General features: G+C 72.3%; 12 protein-coding genes and 1 pseudogene. 5 read left to right on the top strand and 8 right to left on the bottom strand.

Annotation, left to right across the window (positions count from 1 at the left end; translation table 11 throughout):
• Together E1284_RS41285 and E1284_RS07540 are read left to right on the top strand one after the other, a co-directional pair.
• A partial coding sequence (locus tag E1284_RS41285) for a hypothetical protein (protein ID WP_165965163.1) occupies positions 1–310 on the top strand: 310 nt, incomplete at its 5' end.
• A gap of 97 nt (positions 311–407) precedes the next feature.
• On the top strand, positions 408–1,808 hold the full coding sequence (locus E1284_RS07540; RefSeq protein ID WP_131938274.1) for a class II fumarate hydratase: 1,401 nt from the start codon (positions 408–410) through the stop codon (positions 1,806–1,808).
• A gap of 54 nt (positions 1,809–1,862) precedes the next feature.
• Here E1284_RS07540 and E1284_RS42945 read toward each other — a convergent pair whose 3' ends face one another.
• The 4 genes from E1284_RS42945 to E1284_RS07560 all read right to left on the bottom strand — a co-directional run bounded on the left by E1284_RS42945 (position 1,863) and on the right by E1284_RS07560 (position 6,383).
• Positions 1,863–2,900, bottom strand: a complete 1,038-nt coding sequence (locus tag E1284_RS42945; protein ID WP_243714323.1) for a lytic transglycosylase domain-containing protein — start codon at positions 2,898–2,900, stop codon at positions 1,863–1,865.
• 453 nt (positions 2,901–3,353) lie between these two features.
• Positions 3,354–4,721 (bottom strand): RNA 5'-3' helicase PhoH2, encoded by a 1,368-nt coding sequence (locus tag E1284_RS07550; RefSeq protein ID WP_131938275.1) that lies wholly within the window; start codon positions 4,719–4,721, stop codon positions 3,354–3,356.
• A 78-nt stretch (positions 4,722–4,799) separates the two neighbouring features.
• On the bottom strand, positions 4,800–5,687 hold the full coding sequence (locus tag E1284_RS07555) for an isoprenyl transferase (protein WP_239067261.1): 888 nt from the start codon (positions 5,685–5,687) through the stop codon (positions 4,800–4,802).
• A 174-nt stretch (positions 5,688–5,861) separates the two neighbouring features.
• Positions 5,862–6,383, bottom strand: coding sequence for a hypothetical protein (locus E1284_RS07560; protein WP_131938276.1), 522 nt, complete (start codon positions 6,381–6,383; stop codon positions 5,862–5,864).
• Between the two features lie 117 nt (positions 6,384–6,500).
• Here E1284_RS07560 and E1284_RS07565 point away from each other — a divergent pair, with 117 nt between their 5' ends.
• Positions 6,501–8,039 carry an MFS transporter gene (locus E1284_RS07565; protein ID WP_131938277.1) on the top strand — a complete coding sequence of 513 codons (1,539 nt, stop codon included), beginning with the start codon at positions 6,501–6,503 and terminating at the stop codon, positions 8,037–8,039.
• The gene (locus E1284_RS07570; protein WP_131938278.1) at positions 8,020–8,658 is read left to right on the top strand and encodes an acyl-CoA-like ligand-binding transcription factor; all 639 of its coding nucleotides are present in this window, start codon (positions 8,020–8,022) and stop codon (positions 8,656–8,658) included. The genes E1284_RS07565 and E1284_RS07570 overlap by 20 nt, the downstream gene beginning before the upstream one ends.
• 22 nt (positions 8,659–8,680) lie before the next feature.
• Here the strand turns inward: E1284_RS07570 and E1284_RS07575 are convergent, their stop codons facing one another.
• A complete protein-coding gene (locus E1284_RS07575) occupies positions 8,681–9,865 on the bottom strand; it encodes a C40 family peptidase (protein WP_131938279.1) in 1,185 nt (394 codons plus the stop codon).
• A 210-nt stretch (positions 9,866–10,075) separates the two neighbouring features.
• A pseudogene (locus E1284_RS07580) lies at positions 10,076–12,082 on the bottom strand (thioredoxin domain-containing protein).
• A 116-nt stretch (positions 12,083–12,198) separates the two neighbouring features.
• Here E1284_RS07580 and E1284_RS07585 point away from each other — a divergent pair.
• Positions 12,199–13,731, top strand: coding sequence for a recombinase family protein (locus E1284_RS07585; protein ID WP_131938280.1), 1,533 nt, complete (start codon positions 12,199–12,201; stop codon positions 13,729–13,731).
• A 5-nt stretch (positions 13,732–13,736) separates the two neighbouring features.
• Here E1284_RS07585 and E1284_RS07590 read toward each other — a convergent pair whose 3' ends face one another.
• Together E1284_RS07590 and E1284_RS07595 are read right to left on the bottom strand one after the other, a co-directional pair.
• On the bottom strand, positions 13,737–15,095 hold the full coding sequence (locus E1284_RS07590) for a dihydrolipoyl dehydrogenase family protein (protein WP_131938281.1): 1,359 nt from the start codon (positions 15,093–15,095) through the stop codon (positions 13,737–13,739).
• 4 nt (positions 15,096–15,099) lie between these two features.
• The gene (locus E1284_RS07595) at positions 15,100–16,056 is read right to left on the bottom strand and encodes a ribonuclease Z (protein ID WP_131938282.1); all 957 of its coding nucleotides are present in this window, start codon (positions 16,054–16,056) and stop codon (positions 15,100–15,102) included.
• Positions 16,057–16,105 lie beyond the last annotated feature (49 nt).

Consider the following 16,105-nt stretch of genomic DNA (forward strand, 5'->3'; position numbering starts at 1 on the left):
CACCGCCGCCGCCACGTCCTCCGCCCCGGCGGGCCCGCCGCAGGCCGCGGTGCCGCCCGGGGTCGAGTCCAGCACGCTGGTCGTACGGGCCCGCACCGACGAGTGCAAGATCTTCGTCTCGGTGCCCGGCGACACGATCACCGTGCTCACCGACGAGAGCCTGCGCACCGGCGACCTGCGGCAGTACGACCAGCCGCGCCTCAACGCCGTGGTCTACGACGCGTCCGCCTGCGACGTGTGGGTGAACGGCAAGGAGGAGCCGGCCGGCAAGCCGAAGGAGCGCAAGAACTACACCCTGAACAAGGGGTGAGCCGGAACCGGGAGTGAGAAGGCCCACCCCGGGGAATGCGGGAGTCTTGCGGCGGGCTGGCATGAGGGACGGCCGAAGATCGCAGCGGGAGGCTTCCATGTCCGAGCAGGGGTTCCGGGTCGAGCACGACTCCATGGGCGAGGTGCGGGTGCCGGCGGCGGCCAAGTGGCGGGCGCAGACGCAGCGCGCGGTGGAGAACTTCCCGATCTCCGGGCGGACGCTGGAGGCCGCGCACATCGCCGCGCTCGGCCGGATCAAGGCCGCGGCGGCGACGGTGAACGCCGAACTCGGCATCCTCGACGCCGACATCGCCGGCGCCGTCGCCGAGGCCGCCTGGGAGGTCGCGGACGGCCGGTGGAACGACCAGTTCCCGATCGACGTGTTCCAGACCGGGTCCGGGACGTCGTCCAACATGAACGCGAACGAGGTCGTCGCGACGCTGGCGGAGGAGCGGCTCGGGCGGCCCGTCCACCCCAACGACCACGTGAACGCCTCCCAGTCGTCCAACGACGTGTTCCCGTCGTCGATCCACATCGCGGCGACCGGGGCCGTCCTGAACGACCTGGTGCCGGCGCTGCGGCAGCTGGAGGCGGCACTGGCGCGCAAGGCCGCGGAGTTCGCGACCACCGTCAAGTCGGGCCGCACGCACCTGATGGACGCGACGCCGGTGACGCTCGGCCAGGAGTTCGGCGGCTACGCGGCGCAGGTCCGGCACGGCGTGGAGCGGCTGGAGGCCGTCCTGCCGCGGCTCGCGGAGCTGCCGCTCGGCGGTACGGCGGTCGGCACCGGCATCAACACCCCCGAGGGCTTCGCCGCCCGCGTCATCGCGGAGATCGCGCGGGCCACCGGGCTGCCGCTGACCGAGGCCCGCGACCACTTCGAGGCCCAGGGCGCGCGGGACGGCCTGGTGGAGGCGAGCGGCGCGCTGCGCACCGTCGCGGTGAGCCTCACCAAGATCGCCAATGATCTGCGCTGGATGGGGTCCGGCCCGCGCGCGGGGCTCGCCGAGATCCGGCTGCCCGACCTGCAGCCCGGCTCGTCGATCATGCCGGGGAAGGTGAACCCGGTGATCCCCGAGGCGGTGGCGCAGGTCGCCGCGCAGGTCATCGGGAACGACGCGGCGGTGGCGTTCGGCGGCGCGTCCGGCAGCTTCGAGCTGAACGTGATGCTGCCGATGCTGGCCCGCAACGTGCTGGAGTCGATCACCCTGCTGGCGAACGCGTCCCGGCTGCTCGCGGACCGCTGCGTGGACGGCATCGAGGCCGACGCGGACCGCATGCGCGAGTACGCCGAGTCCTCACCGTCGATCGTGACGCCGCTGAACCGCTACATCGGCTACGAGGAGGCGGCGAAGGTCGCCAAGCAGGCGCTGAAGGAGCGCCGGACGATCCGCGAGGTCGTGCTCGAACGCGGTTACGTGGACGACGGGAAGCTGACCGTCGAGCAGCTCGACGAGGCGCTCGACGTGCTGCGGATGACCGGCTCGTCCGGCAAGTGAGGCTTGTACGCGTCCCAGCGGCCCGCAGGGGCGCCGGGACGCGCCGGGCCCGGATCAGTACCAGCCGGCCGACTGGAAGTGCGACCAGCCGCCGCAGGGCGTCTTGTAGCGGTCCTTGATGTAGCCGAGGCCCCACTTGATCTGCGTGGTGGCGTTGTTCTGCCAGTCGGGGCCCGCGCTCGCCATCTTGGAGCCGGGCAGCGCCTGCGGGATCCCGTACGCGCCCGACGGGTTGGCCGCGTGGGTGTTCCAGCCGCTCTCCCGGTCCCAGAGCTTGACCAGGCAGCCGAACTCGCCATCGCCGGTGAAGCCGAAGCTCGGCATGAGCTTTTTGGCGATCTCCTGCGCCTCGCCCTTCGGCACCGGGTCGCCGACCGGCCCGCCGCCACTGCCGGTGTCCTTCTTCGGCTCCGGCTTCTTCGTCGGGATCGGCGCGCCCTTGGGGCGGATGGCCGGGCCCTTGCCGTCGTCCTCGCGCGTCGCGCGGGACGCGCGTTCCAGCGCCAGCTCGCGGCGCTGCTGCTCCAGGACCTTCGGGTCGACCTTGGGCGCGGCGGCATCGGCGAGCTGCCGGGACGGCTCGACCGTCGCGGCGGTGTCGCCGCCGTCGCCGGAGCCGCCGGTCAGCGCGAACGCGGCGACCGCGCCGCCGCCGATCACGACGGCCGCGCCCGCGGCGACCGCGGCGATCCGCAGGCCGGTGCGCCGGCCGGAGCCGCCGGTCCCGCCCCGGCGCGCGCCCTGCGGCGCGGGCCGGCCGGACCCGATCTCGTCGTGCGGCTCCCCGGCGGAGACACCGGTGCGCAGGGGCTCCGGCGCGTCCGGCCGCATGGCCTGGAAGCCGAGCGTGTCGCCGGCGGGGGCGCCGGCGCGGGCGCGGTCGGTGCCGGCGACCCGCACATCGTCCTCGTGCGGCACCCGCGGCACGGCCGGCTGCGGCGCGGTCACCGGGGGCGCGTTCTCGCGCGCCGCGGCCGGGCCGGGGGCCGGGGCAGCCGCCTCGAAGGCGGCCATCGCGTCGGCGACGGGGGCCGGGAGGTCGAAGTTCTGTCGATCGTCTCGCCTAGGGGACCCGGGACGGTCTCCGTACAAGGCGGTCCTTCCGACGGTCGCACGCGCATGGGCACGCGCACGAGCTGTTTCCACCCCCGGCCCTGCGGACCGCCGGGACGTCGCGCGGCTCCGGGACCGGGCCGGCGCCGCGTCCGGGGCGCGTCGTACTGGGGGGCCGCGCTCCGGCCTGGCACCGCTCGGGGGGTGCTTACGGGGAGACACAATGCCGGAGTCTGCGGGCCGCTTCGCAACCGAAACGAGACAAATGCGGCCGGTGGGATCGTTGGCAACTCCCCGGACGAAGCACCGAAACCCCTGACCGGCCTGGGCATCTGCCCCGAAGTGGCGGGCAATGTGACCTTAATCACAGTTCGACGGTGCGGGGTTTGCTGATCACGTTCCGTAGGGAATGGATGAACGTGTTCTGAGACAAGAAACCCCGGCGGGCCGCACCAGGCCCCGCCGGGGTTACGATGTGCTCCCGTCCGCCCGCTACGCGCCCACGTCACCGAGCATGTCGGTGACCAGCTCGGCGATCGGCGACCGCTCCGACCGGGTCAGCGTCACGTGCGCGAAGAGCGGGTGGCCCTTCAAACGTTCCACCACGGCCGCGACCCCGTCGTGCCGCCCCACCCGCAGGTTGTCGCGCTGCGCGACGTCGTGGGTCAGCACGACCCGCGACCCGGCGCCGATCCGCGACAGGACGGTCAGCAGCACGCCGCGCTCCAGCGACTGCGCCTCGTCCACGATGACGAACGCGTCGTGCAGCGAGCGGCCCCGGATGTGCGTGAGCGGCAGGACCTCCAGCATGTCGCGGTCGACGACCTCCTCGATGACCTCGGGAGTCGTCACCGCCGACAGCGTGTCGTAGACGGCCTGCGCCCACGGCGACATCTTCTCGTTCTCCGAGCCGGGCAGGTAGCCGAGGTCCTGGCCGCCGACCGCGTACAGCGGGCGGAACACCACGACCTTGCGGTGCCGGCGCCGCTCCATGACGGCCTCCAGGCCCGCGCACAGCGCGAGCGCCGACTTGCCCGTGCCGGCCCGGCCGCCGAGCGAGACGATGCCGACGTCCTCGTCCATGAGCAGGTCGAGCGCGATCCGCTGCTCGGCGGACCGGCCGCGCAGCCCGAACACCTCCCGGTCGCCGCGCACCAGCTTCACCGACTTGTCCGGCAGCGTCCGGCCGAGCGCGGAACCGCGCTCCGACAGCAGCCGCAGGCCGGTGTGGCAGGGCAGGTCCCTGGCCTCCTCCAGGTCGGTGCTCCCGGTCTCGTACAGCTCCTCGACGGGCCCGGCGGGCACCTCCAGCTCCCGCATGCCGGTCCAGCCCGACTCGACGACGGCGAGCTCCGCCCGGTACTCCTCGGCGGCGAGCCCGACCGCGGACGCCTTCACCCGCATCGGCAGGTCCTTGGAGACGAGCACGACGTCCCGCCCCTCGTGGGCCAGCCAGCCGGCCACCGACAGGATCCGGGTGTCGTTGTCGCCGAGCCGGAAGCCGTCCGGCAGGACGCTCGGGTCGGAGTGGTTCAGCTCGACGCGGAGCGTGCCGCCCTGGTCGCCGTGCGGCCCCTCCACGGACACGGCCTCGTCCAGCCGGCCGTGCCGCAGCCGCAGGTCGTCCAGCGTGCGCAGCGCCTGCCGGGCGAAGTACCCGAGCTCTGGGTGGTGGCGCTTGGCCTCCAGCTCGGAGATGACGACGATGGGGAGTACGACCTCGTGCTCGGCGAACCGGGTCAGCGCCCCGGGGTCGGCGAGCAGGACGCTGGTGTCGAGGACGTACGTGCGCCGCTCCGGAACGGAGGTTCCGGAGGTGTTCCCGGACGTGCCGGGACGGCGCGCGGAGGATGTGGCCACTCGATCTCCCTGACTCTGGGGAACCTACCGGTGGCGCGCAGGTCCGCCCGCGAGGGGGCGGTGGTCCGCGAAGGACGGTCAGGTACCGTAGCGCCGGTGCCGCGCGGCGTAGGAGCGCATGGCCCGGAGGAAGTCGACCTTGCGGAAGTCCGGCCAGTGGACCTCGCAGAAGTAGAACTCCGAGTGGGCGCTCTGCCAGAGCATGAAGCCGGAGAGACGCTGCTCCCCCGAGGTGCGGATGACCAGGTCCGGGTCCGGCTGGCCGCGCGTGTAGAGATGCTCCGCGATGTGCTCCACGTCGAGGGACTCGGCGAGTTCCTCGATGCTGGTGCCCCGGCTCGCCTGCTCGATGAGCAGTGAGCGCACCGCATCAGCGATCTCACGCCTACCTCCATACCCAACCGCGACGTTCACAATCAGGCCGGGAGCGCCGGATGTGGCCTCACCCGCATCTTTCAGGACGCGGGCGGTCTTATCGGGCAGCAGGTCGAGCGCGCCGACGGGCTTGACGTTCCAGCCGTCGGCGGCGAGCTTGCGGACGGTGTTCTCGATGATCTCCAGCAGCGGGTCGAGCTCGGCGGCGGGCCGGTTCAGGTTGTCGGTGGACAGCAGCCACAGCGTGACGACCTCGACCCCGGCCTCGGCGCTCCACTGCAGCAGTTCGGAGATCTTCTGGGCGCCGCGCTGGTGCCCGGTGTTGACGTCGGCCAGGCCCATCGACCTGGCCCAACGCCGGTTCCCGTCCAGTATGACGCCGACGTGCCGAGGGGTGACATCGGTGGGCAGGTCGGCCTCGACCCGGCGCTCGTACAGCCGGTAGACGACATCCCGGACCGCCGCGTACGGGCGGCTGCGGCGGACGGCGGACACCAGCCGGCCGCCCTCGGCGGGACGGCGGCGCGCCCCCTCGCTCCGCCCTCCGCGCGGCTTCCCGATGCGCGGCATTCCCGTACGCCGAACCCCCATATGGGCTTCCCTTCGAGCGACCCACTCCCTGCCGGGAGGACGCTCAATTATGGCGCGGCCGCCGCACTCATCCCGCCGTTTCGATGAGGTCAGGGTAGTGCGGGGCCGGGCCCGTAAGGGATGGTCGGCCTGCTCCGGCCGCGGGGTACCACCCCCGCGCTCCGTCCGCGCGGGTCAGGCCTTCGGGCCGGCGGCGCGGGCGCGTTCGACGTGCTGCAGGGCGGTGCGCAGCTCGGCGAGCCAGGCGTCGGTGTTCTTGCCGACGAGCCGGACGCACCAGGCGAGCGCGTCGCTGCGGCTGCGCGCGACGCCGGCGTCCACGAGCGTGTCCAGGACGCGCCGCTCGGGCTGCCGCAGCCGGGTCATGACCGGCACCGACAGGTGGGTGAACATCTCCCGCTCGCCGTCGCACTCGATGCCCCAGGAGACCTTGTAGCCGAAGCGCTGCTCGGCCTCGCGCGCGATGCCGATGCGCCGCTCGCGGGTCTCCTCGCGGAAGCGCTGGACGTGCCCGGCGATCACGCCGGCCCGCTCCGCGCCCGACACCGCCTCGGCCGCCGCCGGCACCGGCAGCCGGCCGATGACGCTGGCCTCCTCGCGGTCGAGGACGACCTCCGGCGGGCCGTCGAACCACTCGTCCGGAAGCCGCCCGGAGAACCAGCCGCGCAGCTCCTCGGCCGCTTCACTCGTAGTCATGTAATTAAAATTACAGCTCCCCACGCGGAGCACGCCAGCCCATCGGCCCGTTTGACATGAACCATCTTTTGAGAGTTACTCTCATTTCATAGGGACAGTCATTTGGAGGCTGCAACCATGAAGTCCGGACACACCCGGCGCTGGCTCGGGCTCTGCGCGCTGTCGCTGTGCATGCTGGCGCTCGGGTTCGACATGACGATCCTCAACGTGGCGCTGACCACGCTGTCGGAGGACCTGCACGCGAGCATCGGCGAGCTGCAGTGGATCGTCGACTCCTACCTGGTCGTCTTCGCCGCCGTCCTGCTCCCGGCCGGGCTGCTCGGCGACCGGCTCGGCCGCAAGCGGATGCTGCTGGCCGGCCTCGCCGTCTTCGGCGCCGCCTCGCTCGCCGGGGCGCTGGCGGGCGGCACCGGCGGCGTCATCGCGGCGCGCGCGTTCATGGGGCTCGGCGCGGCGGTCGTCCTGCCGCTGTCCATGTCGATGCTGCCGGCGGTGTTCCCGCCGGAGGAGCGGACCCGGGCCGTCGCCGTCTGGTCGGCGGCCAACGCGCTCGGGCTGCCGCTCGGCCCGCTGCTCGGCGGCTGGCTGCTGGAGCACTACTGGTGGGGCTCGATCTTCCTGATCAACGTCCCGGTGGTGGTGATCGGCGGCCTCGCGGTCGCGCTCCTGCTGCCCGAGACCCGCGACCCGGCGGCGCCGCGCGTCGACCTGACCGGCACCGCCCTGTCGATGGGCGGCCTCGTCGCGCTGGTGTACGGGGTCATCGAGGCGCCGGCCCGCGGCTGGACCGACCCCCTCGTCGGCGCCATGCTCGTCCTCGCCGTACTCCTGCTCACCGGGTTCGTGCTGTGGGAGCGCCGGGCTGCCGAGCCCATGCTGGACATGGCGCTGTTCCGCGACAGATCGTTCACCTGGGCGATGGTCGCCGCCGTCACCGCGAACCTCATGCTGGGCGGGATCCTGTTCGTCCTGCCGCAGTACCTGGAGGCCGTCCAGGGCGCCGACGTCTTCGACACCGGGATGCGGCTGATCCCGATGCTGCTCGGCCTGATGGCCGGCGCGCTCGCCACCGACCGGGTCGCGGGCCGCACCGGGCACAAGCCCGTCATCGTCGCGGGCCTGCTGGTGCTGACCGCCGGCTTCGGCTGGGGCGCGCTCACCGCGGCCGGCGACGGCTACGCGGCCACCGTCCCGTGGCTGGTCGTCATCGGCATCGGCTCGGGCCTCACGATGATCCCCGCGATGGACGCGGTGCTCGCCGCGCTCCCCGCCGACCAGGCCGGACGCGGCTCGGGGCTCGTCCAGACCCTGCGCCAGACCGGCGGGACGCTCGGCGTCGCCGGCCTCGGCAGCCTCCTCGCCGCCGTCTACCGCGACCGCGTCTCCACCGGCCACCTGCCCGCCGACGCGGCCGGCGCGGCGCGCGACTCCATCGGCGGCGCCGTCCGGGTCGCCGCCCGGCTGGACGACGGCGCGCTGCTCGCCTCCGCGCGGGGCGCCTACGTCCACGGCATGGACGCGGTGCTCGCCGCCTGCGGGGCCGCCGCGCTCGCCGCCGCCGTCCTGCTGTGGCTGTTCATGCCGCGCCGCGCCGCCGGAGGTGCGGTGCCCGCCGCCGATGACCGAGAATCGACCCATGAGCACGTCGTCCCCTGAGCACGCCATCGACCGGCTGGAAGACCGGCTCTCCCGCCTCCCGCTGCGGGAGCGCAAGAAGCTGCGGACCCGGAGGGCGATCCAGGACCACGCCCTCCGGCTGTTCGGCGAGCAGGGGTACGACGAGACGACGGTCGAGCAGATCGCGGCGGCGGCGGAGATCTCGCCGAGCACGTTCTTCCGCTACTTCCCCACCAAGGAAGACGTCGTCGTCACCGACGAGTACGACCCGATCATGGCGCAGATCATCCGCGACCAGCCGCCCGAGGTGTCGGCGATCGAGGCGCTGCGCGCCATGCTGCGGGAGATCCTGCCGCAGCTGTACGCCGACGATCTGGAGGTCCTCCGGACGCGGCTGCGGCTCGCCGCGACCGTCCCCGCCGTCCGGGGCCGCATGTTCGAGTCGATGCGGGGCACCTTCGACCTGATGAGCGAGGCCATCGGCGAACGGACGGGCCGCGCCCCCGACGATCCCGACGTGGAGGCGTTCAGCTGGGCCGTCCTCGGCGTCATGCAGGCTGCCATGAACCGCCTGATCGAGGACAAGGTCACCTACGAGGACCTCCCGGCCCTCCTGGACCACTACCTCGAATTCCTGGCCCGCGGCTGCCCGCTGTAGGCGTCGTCAGCCGATGGCACCGTCAGCCGATGGCGGCGGCCACCTTGGCGGCGGTCTTGGGGCTCACCCGGACGGCGCCGCGCATGTTGCGGGTGTAGACCTTCTGGACCTGCACCACGGTGCCCGTCCGGGGGGCGGCGATCATCTTGCCGTTGCCCAGGTACAGGGCGATGTGCGAGATGTAGCCGGGGGCGGTCGGGTCGTTCGCCCAGATGAGCATGTCGCCCGGCTCGGCCTTGCTGTAGGGGATCACCCAGCCGGCGCGGGCCTGGTCGGCGGCGACTCGCGGCAGCCTGATGCCCGCCTTGGCGAACGCGTACTGCATCAGGCCGGAGCAGTCGTAGCCGCCCTCAGCCTCGGACTCGCCGCCCCACACGTACGGCCAACCGAGCCGCGTGTACGCCGCTTTGATCACCGTCTGCACCTGCCGGGCGGTCATGACCTGGCCGTTGGAGGCGGGCAGGTTCCCGCTCTTCGGGAAGTCGATCTCCGGGTTGACCGCGACGGCCTTGGCCTGCTTGGGCAGCACCTTGCGGAGCTTCTTGATGAACGCCTTCGGCTCGCTCTTCGGGACGCTGATCAGCATCGCGTTGCCGCTCGGCATCCCGAGGGCCTGGGCGGTGCCGTGCGAGACGACCGCGTCGACGTCGCTGATGCCCATCGTCGCGTACGCGCCGACGCGCAGCTGCGTCTGCCGGTGCTCGCCGCCGACGGGGACCTGGCTGCCGAGCTTGACGCCGCCGTCGCTGCCCATCGTGAACGAGATCGCGACGTCGCCGGCCGCCAGGTTGCGCCAGAGCGCGTCCGACTTGGCGGTCGGCTTCGGCGTGTAGTTGCGGAACGTGGACGGGTTCACGCCCATCAGCCCGACCCGCTTGCCCGCGACCATGCCCTGCACGGCGTCCACGACCTCGACGCCCCGCACGCCCTTGGCGCCGCGGACCCGCTGGACGACGTCGGCGGGCAGCGTCGTCGGCGCCGCCACGAGGACGTGCGGGGTGAGCCGCTTACCGAGCGGCGCGACCGCCGTGGGCGACAGGTTCGTGCTGCCGGACGCGGCGACGTACCGGGCCCGCTGCTGCTGCGTCCGCGGCGGGGCGGCGGGCGCGTCGTCGTGCGCGACGAGCACCGCGACGTTGGCGGCGAGCGTGGTCAGCACCGAAACGCCGATGATCGTCGGTAGGACCCGGCGGTTCGGCTTTCCCACTGCTGCACTCCTCGAAGGTCGTCCTGCGTCCCGGCCGGCCCACCGGCCCCGGGACGACTATGACCCAGGCGGGCTGCCACCGTCCAGATACCCGGACCACCACCCGGCACCCTCGCCCGTCCGGCCCCATCGGGTCAGATCCGGCCCGGCTACTCCTTGGTAACACCAAGCGGGAACGAGAGCAAGGTCACGCTGCCACAAAGTAGACCGTCAGTCCAATTGCCCACGTAGTTCGCGGGTCAGATCGGACGTGGTCGTCACGGGCAGCCGGCACACGAACCCGCGGCACACGTACGCGGCCGGGACCTCCGCCACCAGGCCGCGCCCCTCCAGCAGCGGCACGCCCTCGGCGTCCGGCGGGCCGACGCTCACCACCGCGCCGGGCGCGACGGCCATGAGGGCCGTCCGGTGCAGCGCCCGCGTGCGCGGATCGTCCGGATCGCCGACCACCGCGATCTCGACCGGGCCGGTCGCGTGCGCCTCCGCCACGGCCAGCCCCCACCCGGCGAACCGGGCGTGCTTGCCGGCGAGCGCCCCGGCCGGGGCCAGCGCCGCCTCGGCGGCCTGCCGGTGCCAGTCGGACGCGGTGAGCGCCGCGAACGACAGCAGCGCCCCCGCCGCCGCGAACTGCCCGGACGGGGTCGCGTTGTCGGTCGGGTCCTGCGGCCGCCGGAACAGCCGCTCCGCGTCGTCGGCCGTGTCGTAGAAGCCGCCCTGCCCGTCCGCGAACCGTTCGAGGACGGTGTTCAGCAGCTCGCCGGCCATCCGCAGGTGATGCGGGTCCCCGGTGACGCCGTGCAGGGCGATCAGGCCCTCGGCCACGTCGGCGTAGTCCTCCAGGACGCCGGAGTTGGCGCCCGCGGCCCCGTCCTTGGACGTCCGCGCCAGGCGCCCGTCGCGCTCGTGCACGTCCACCAGCAGCCGCGCGACCTCCTCGGCCGCCCGGACGAGATCGGGCCGGTCGAACAGGGCGCCGCACTCGGCCAGCGCGGCGATGGCGAGCCCGTTCCACGCCGCCACGACCTTGTCGTCCCGCGCAGGCGGGATCCGGTGCGCGCGCGCCGACAGCAGGGCCGTCCGGACGCGCTCGTACCGGTCGGCGTCGTCGGGGTCGCTCAAGAGCTGCAGGACCGACGTCCCGTGCTCGAACGTCCCCGTCACCTCGAAGAGGCCCTCGGCGAACGCGCCGTCGTCCTCGCCGAGCACCTCCCGGAGCTGCGCGGGCGTCCACGCGTAGTACTTCCCCTCGACGCCCTCGCTGTCGGCGTCCAGCGCCGAGGCGAGGCCGCCCTCGTTCGTCCGCAGGTCGCGCAGCATCCAGTCGCAGGTCTCCAGCGCGATCCGCCGCGCGAACGGCGTGCCGGTGAGCCGCCACCAGTGCGCGTAGACCCGCGCCAGCAGGGCGTTGTCGTAGAGCATCTTCTCGAAGTGCGGGACGACCCACCGGGCGTCCACGGAGTACCGCGCGAACCCGCCGCCTAGCTGGTCGTACATCCCTCCGCGGGCCATCGCCTCCAGGGTGTGCGACGCCATCGCGAGGGACTCCTCGTCACCCGTCCGCGCGTGGTGCCGCAGCAGGAACTCCAGCGCCATCGACGGCGGGAACTTGGGCGCGCCCCCGAACCCGCCGCGCACCGCGTCGTAGGAACCGGCGAGCGCCTTCACCGCCTGCGCGAGCGCCTGCTCACCGGGCACCTCCGTGCCCGCCGGCCCGGAACCCCGCGAGCTGAGCGCCGCGACGACCTGCTGCCCCTGCCCCACGACGTCGTCGCGCTGCTCCGTCCACGCCTTGTGGACGGCCTGCAGCAGCGCCTGGAACTGCGCGCGCGGGAAGTACGTCCCGCAGTAGAACGGATGTCCCTCCGGGGTCATGAACACCGTCATCGGCCACCCGCCCTGGCCCGTCATGGCCTGGGTCGCCTCCATGTAGACGGCGTCGATGTCCGGCCGCTCTTCGCGGTCCACCTTGATGTTCACGAACAGCTCGTTCATGACGCGCGCGGTCTCATCGTCCTCAAAGGACTGGTGAGCCATCACATGACACCAGTGAGTTCAGCGGAGCTACCAATGGCAGGATGCGTACCCCACTGAGAGCAGTATGGGCACGTCCCGCCGATTAGCCTCCGCGATCGCCTCCTCTCCCCATTCCCACCAGTCGACCGGATTGGTGGCGTGCTGAAGGAGATACGGCGACGTAGCTTGAGCTAGTCGGTTCACCCCTCCAGCCTCTCACATGTCCTGGCACCCCCTCTCACCGCCACCGTCCGTGAAATGTCGGCCCCGGACTGTAACTTCACCGACCTCGGCAAGCCCCTTCCGGAAGGTGAGATGAGATGAGCCCGGCACAACCGCTCTTGATCGCGTATGCGCGCATCAGCGACCTGTCAGGGAAGCGGCGGACGCTCGCCGCGGCCCTCGGCGTGGAGGCCCAGCACGCCGCCTGCGAAGCGATGGCACGCGACGCCGGGGCCGTCGTGATCAAGCAGTACACGGACAACGACAGGTCGGCGGGCCGCGACGAGAAGCGCGCCGGATTCGAGGCCATGCTGGCCGACCTGCATCGCGGCCGCATCGGTGATGGCGAACCTGTGGAGGGTGTGATCACGGTGGACGTCGACCGGATCTACAAGACACCGGCCCAGTGGGAACGCTTCGTCACCGCGTTCCGCGCCGCTCCTGGACGCGCCTTCCTGGACTGGCAAGGACATCGCGACCTGTACGCATCGGACGCCGAAGAGACGGGATGGCACGACGTCTCCGGGATCATGGGCGAGAACTCTCGGCGCGGCGACCGGACACGGCGGTGGCACGCCGCTCAGGCACGGCGGGGAATCGCCCACACGGGCGGGCGGGTCTTCGGTTACCGTCCCGTCCGCGGCGCTCCGGGGGTCATCGAAGTAGTGCCGGCCGAAGCGGCGGTCATCCGCGAGGCCGTGGCGGCCTGCGTCGAGGGCCTGCCTCTGGGCTCGATCACGCAGATCTTCGCTCGCTCCGGCATCCCGACCGAGAACGGGGGTCCGTGGCGGGCCCAGACGGTGAAGCAGATCATCTCCAGCCCCCGGCTCGCGGGGCTGCGGATGCTCAACGGCGAGGTCGTCACTGACGACGCCGGCGAGCCCGTGCCGGGGTGTTGGGAACCCATCATCAGCCCGTCCGAATGGGAGACGGTCCGCAAACGGTACTCACCGCGCCATCGGGCCCCAGGAGGCCGGAGCCTGGACGGCAAGGGGCGCACGCCGCGCAAATACCTGCTATCCGGCTTCCTCCTCTGCGGCCGGGAGGTGGACGGGCAACTCTGCAGATGCGTCATGTCGGGCTGCGCTCCCAAGGCCGGCCGATCGACCTACCGGTACGCATGCCGGCCGAAGAGCGATGGCGGATGCGGTGGGAGTGCAGTGCGGGGTGAATGCATGGACCAGGAGGTGGCCGACCTTGTCCTCGGCATGCTCACCGACGCACGACCCGGCACTCTTCAACAGGATGCCTGGACCCGAGCCCGAGAGCTCGCGGCAATCCAGGCCAAACAGGAGGAACTTCACGCACGCCGGCAGCGCGGCGACATCGACCAGACGCTCTTCCTACGGCGATCAGCGGTTCTTGAGGAGATTCTTCAAGACCTGCTCGCGGAGAAGGAGGACTGGGAAGCGGTCGAGGCGTGCTTCAACGACGAGGCGTCCGAGCGGCTTCGGCGATGGCGTATGCGCCCGGAGACGGGGGGCTACAGCCTTCGTCAACGACGAGCACTTGTTGCGGAGGCCCTCACATCGGTCCTGGTCTTCCCAGCTGGACGCGGAAGGAGACGACAGCGCGGGGAAGGCTACCTTCCGGTCCTCAACCCGAGCCTGGCGATATCCCCGGGCGGTTAACTCGCTCAGGTCGCGAGGTCGGCGAGGGCGGCTTCGATGGCCCGGTGGAAGGTGGGGTAGGCGTAGATCATGTCGCGGAGGGCGGCGGTGGGGGTCTCGGTGTGGACGGCGACCGCGAGGAAGCCCAGGACCTCGCCGGCGGACGGCCCGACGGCGGTCGCGCCGACCAGGGTGCCCCACTCGGTGTTCTCGACCAGCTTGATGAAGCCGTCGTTGCCGGCCTTGTGGATCCAGCCGCGGGTCGACTCGGGAATCTGCGACATGCCGGTTCGGATGGGGAGGTTCTGGTCGCGCGCCTGGGCCTCGGTCAGGCCGACCGAGGCTATCTCCGGGTCGGTGAAGGTGACGCGCGGGACTGCGCGGTAGGCGGCGGGCGCCCCCTCCTCGCCGAGGATGTCGCGGACGGCGACGGCCGCCTGGTACATGGAGACGTGCGTGAACGCGCCCATGCCCGTGATGTCGCCGATCGCCCACACGCCGTCGGCGGCGCGCATGTGGCCGTCGACGGAGACCCTTCGGGCGTTCTCGTCCAGGCCGACCCGGTCGAGGCCGAGGCCCTTGAAGTTGGGGCGGCGGCCGGTCGCGACCAGGAGGCGTTCGGCGGTGAGGGCCTCGTCGCCGATGTGCATGGTGAACCGGTCGTCCTCGTGGGTGACGGCGGTGACGCCCGCGCCGGTCCGGACGGTGCTGCCCTCGCGCTCGAAGACCTTCCGGATCAGGGCGCTCGACTCGGGCTCCTCGTTGGCGAGGAGGCGGTCGCCCGCCTCGACGATGGTGACGCGGCTGCCGAAGCGGGCGAAGACCTGCGTCATCTCCGCGCCGACGACACCCCCGCCGAGGACGAGGATCGAGCCGGGGACCTCGGTGGCCTGGACGGCTTCGCGGTTCGTCCAGAACGGGGTGCCGGCCAGGCCGTCGATGGGCGGGGCCACGGGCGCCGTGCCGGTGTTGAGCAGGATGCCCCGGCGGGCGCGGAACACCCGGTCGCCGACGGTGACCTCGTTCGGGGCGGTGATGCGGCCCTCGCCGCGCACGAGCCTCACGCCCTTGCCGGTGAGGCGGTCGGCGGCGACCTTGTCGTCCCAGGAGTCGGTGGCCTCGTCCCGGATGCGGGTCGCGACCGTCCCCCAGTCCGGGGTGACGGTGGCCCGCCCCGCCATCCCGGGGATGCGGCGGGCCTCTTCGAGCATCCCGGCGGCGCGCACCATCATCTTGGTGGGGACGCACGCGTAGTAGGGGCATTCGCCGCCGACCAGCCGGGACTCCACGGCGACGACCGACAGGCCCGCCTCCGCCAGCCTTCCGGCCGCGTCCTCTCCCCCGGGTCCGGTACCGATCACCACGACATCGCACTCGTCAGCCATGCCGTCAATCCTGCCCCTCCTGGAGTCCGGTTAGGCGGCGCGGCGGCATCGGGATCCGGTCGAGATCATGGACGAGGGTGATGTCTCCGCCGAACACGGCGGACGCCTCGTCCACGTACCGGTGCTCGTCCTCGGCGGGGTACCGCTCGGAGAAGTGGGTGAGGACCAGGTGCCGGACGCCCGCCCGGGCCGCGACCGCGCCCGCCTGCGCCGCAGTGAGGTGGCCGTACTCGGCGGCCAGGTCCGCGTCCTGGTGGAGGAACGTCGACTCGATGACCAGCATGTCCACGCCGTCGGCCAGTTCGTGGACGCCGTCGCAGAGCCGGGTGTCCATGACGAACGCGACCTTCTGCCCCGGACGGGGCACGCTGCATTCGCCGAGGGTGACCGTGCGGCCGTCCGGCGCGGTGATCCGGCCCTCCTCCTGGAGCCGCCGGATCATCGGCCCCCGGACGCCCCGCGCGGCGAGTTCGGCGGGCAGCATCGTCCGGCCGTCCGGCTCCTCCAGCCGGTACCCGTACGCCTCGACCGGGTGCGACAGCCGCCGCGCGGCCAGGGTGAACGGGGCGTCGCCGGTGTCGAGCGGCATCCGCTCGCCGGAGAGCGGGCGCTCGCGGATCACGTCGGTGTCGCGGAAGGCGGCGGCGTGCCGCAGCCGCTCCCAGTACTGAGCGCCGCTCGCCGGGAACGCGGCGTCCACCGGATGCTCGACGCCGTCGCGCGCGATGCGCTGGACGATCCCGGGCACGCCGAGGCAGTGGTCACCGTGGAAGTGCGTCACGCAGATCCAGGTCACGTCGTGCGCGGAGACCCCGGCCCGCGACATCTGCCGCTGCGTCCCCTCACCGGGGTCGAACAGGACCCCGTGCCCGTCCCAGCGCAGCAGGTAGCCGTTATGGTTGCGGGCCCTGGTAGGCACCGCGCTGGCGGACCCGAGGACGATCAGATCGCGAACCGACATCCCCCCATGGTGCCGGGTGGCGGAGCCGGGCAAGCGCTTGGTTATTATC

Source organism: Actinomadura bangladeshensis (genome assembly GCF_004348335.1).
Taxonomy (GTDB): Bacteria; Actinomycetota; Actinomycetes; order Streptosporangiales; family Streptosporangiaceae; genus Spirillospora; species Spirillospora bangladeshensis.

Excerpts from the sequence above, each read along its gene's own strand:
- E1284_RS07540 (WP_131938274.1), top strand. The coding sequence starts at position 408 with ATGTCCGAGCAGGGGTTCCGGGTCGAGCACGACTCCATGGGCGAGGTG.
- E1284_RS07555 (WP_239067261.1), bottom strand. The coding sequence starts at position 5,687 with ATGGGGGTTCGGCGTACGGGAATGCCGCGCATCGGGAAGCCGCGCGGA.
- E1284_RS07560 (WP_131938276.1), bottom strand. The coding sequence starts at position 6,383 with ATGACTACGAGTGAAGCGGCCGAGGAGCTGCGCGGCTGGTTCTCCGGG.
- E1284_RS07565 (WP_131938277.1), top strand. The coding sequence starts at position 6,501 with ATGAAGTCCGGACACACCCGGCGCTGGCTCGGGCTCTGCGCGCTGTCG.
- E1284_RS07570 (WP_131938278.1), top strand. The coding sequence starts at position 8,020 with ATGAGCACGTCGTCCCCTGAGCACGCCATCGACCGGCTGGAAGACCGG.
- E1284_RS07585 (WP_131938280.1), top strand. The coding sequence starts at position 12,199 with ATGAGCCCGGCACAACCGCTCTTGATCGCGTATGCGCGCATCAGCGAC.
- E1284_RS07590 (WP_131938281.1), bottom strand. The coding sequence starts at position 15,095 with ATGGCTGACGAGTGCGATGTCGTGGTGATCGGTACCGGACCCGGGGGA.
- E1284_RS07595 (WP_131938282.1), bottom strand. The coding sequence starts at position 16,056 with ATGTCGGTTCGCGATCTGATCGTCCTCGGGTCCGCCAGCGCGGTGCCT.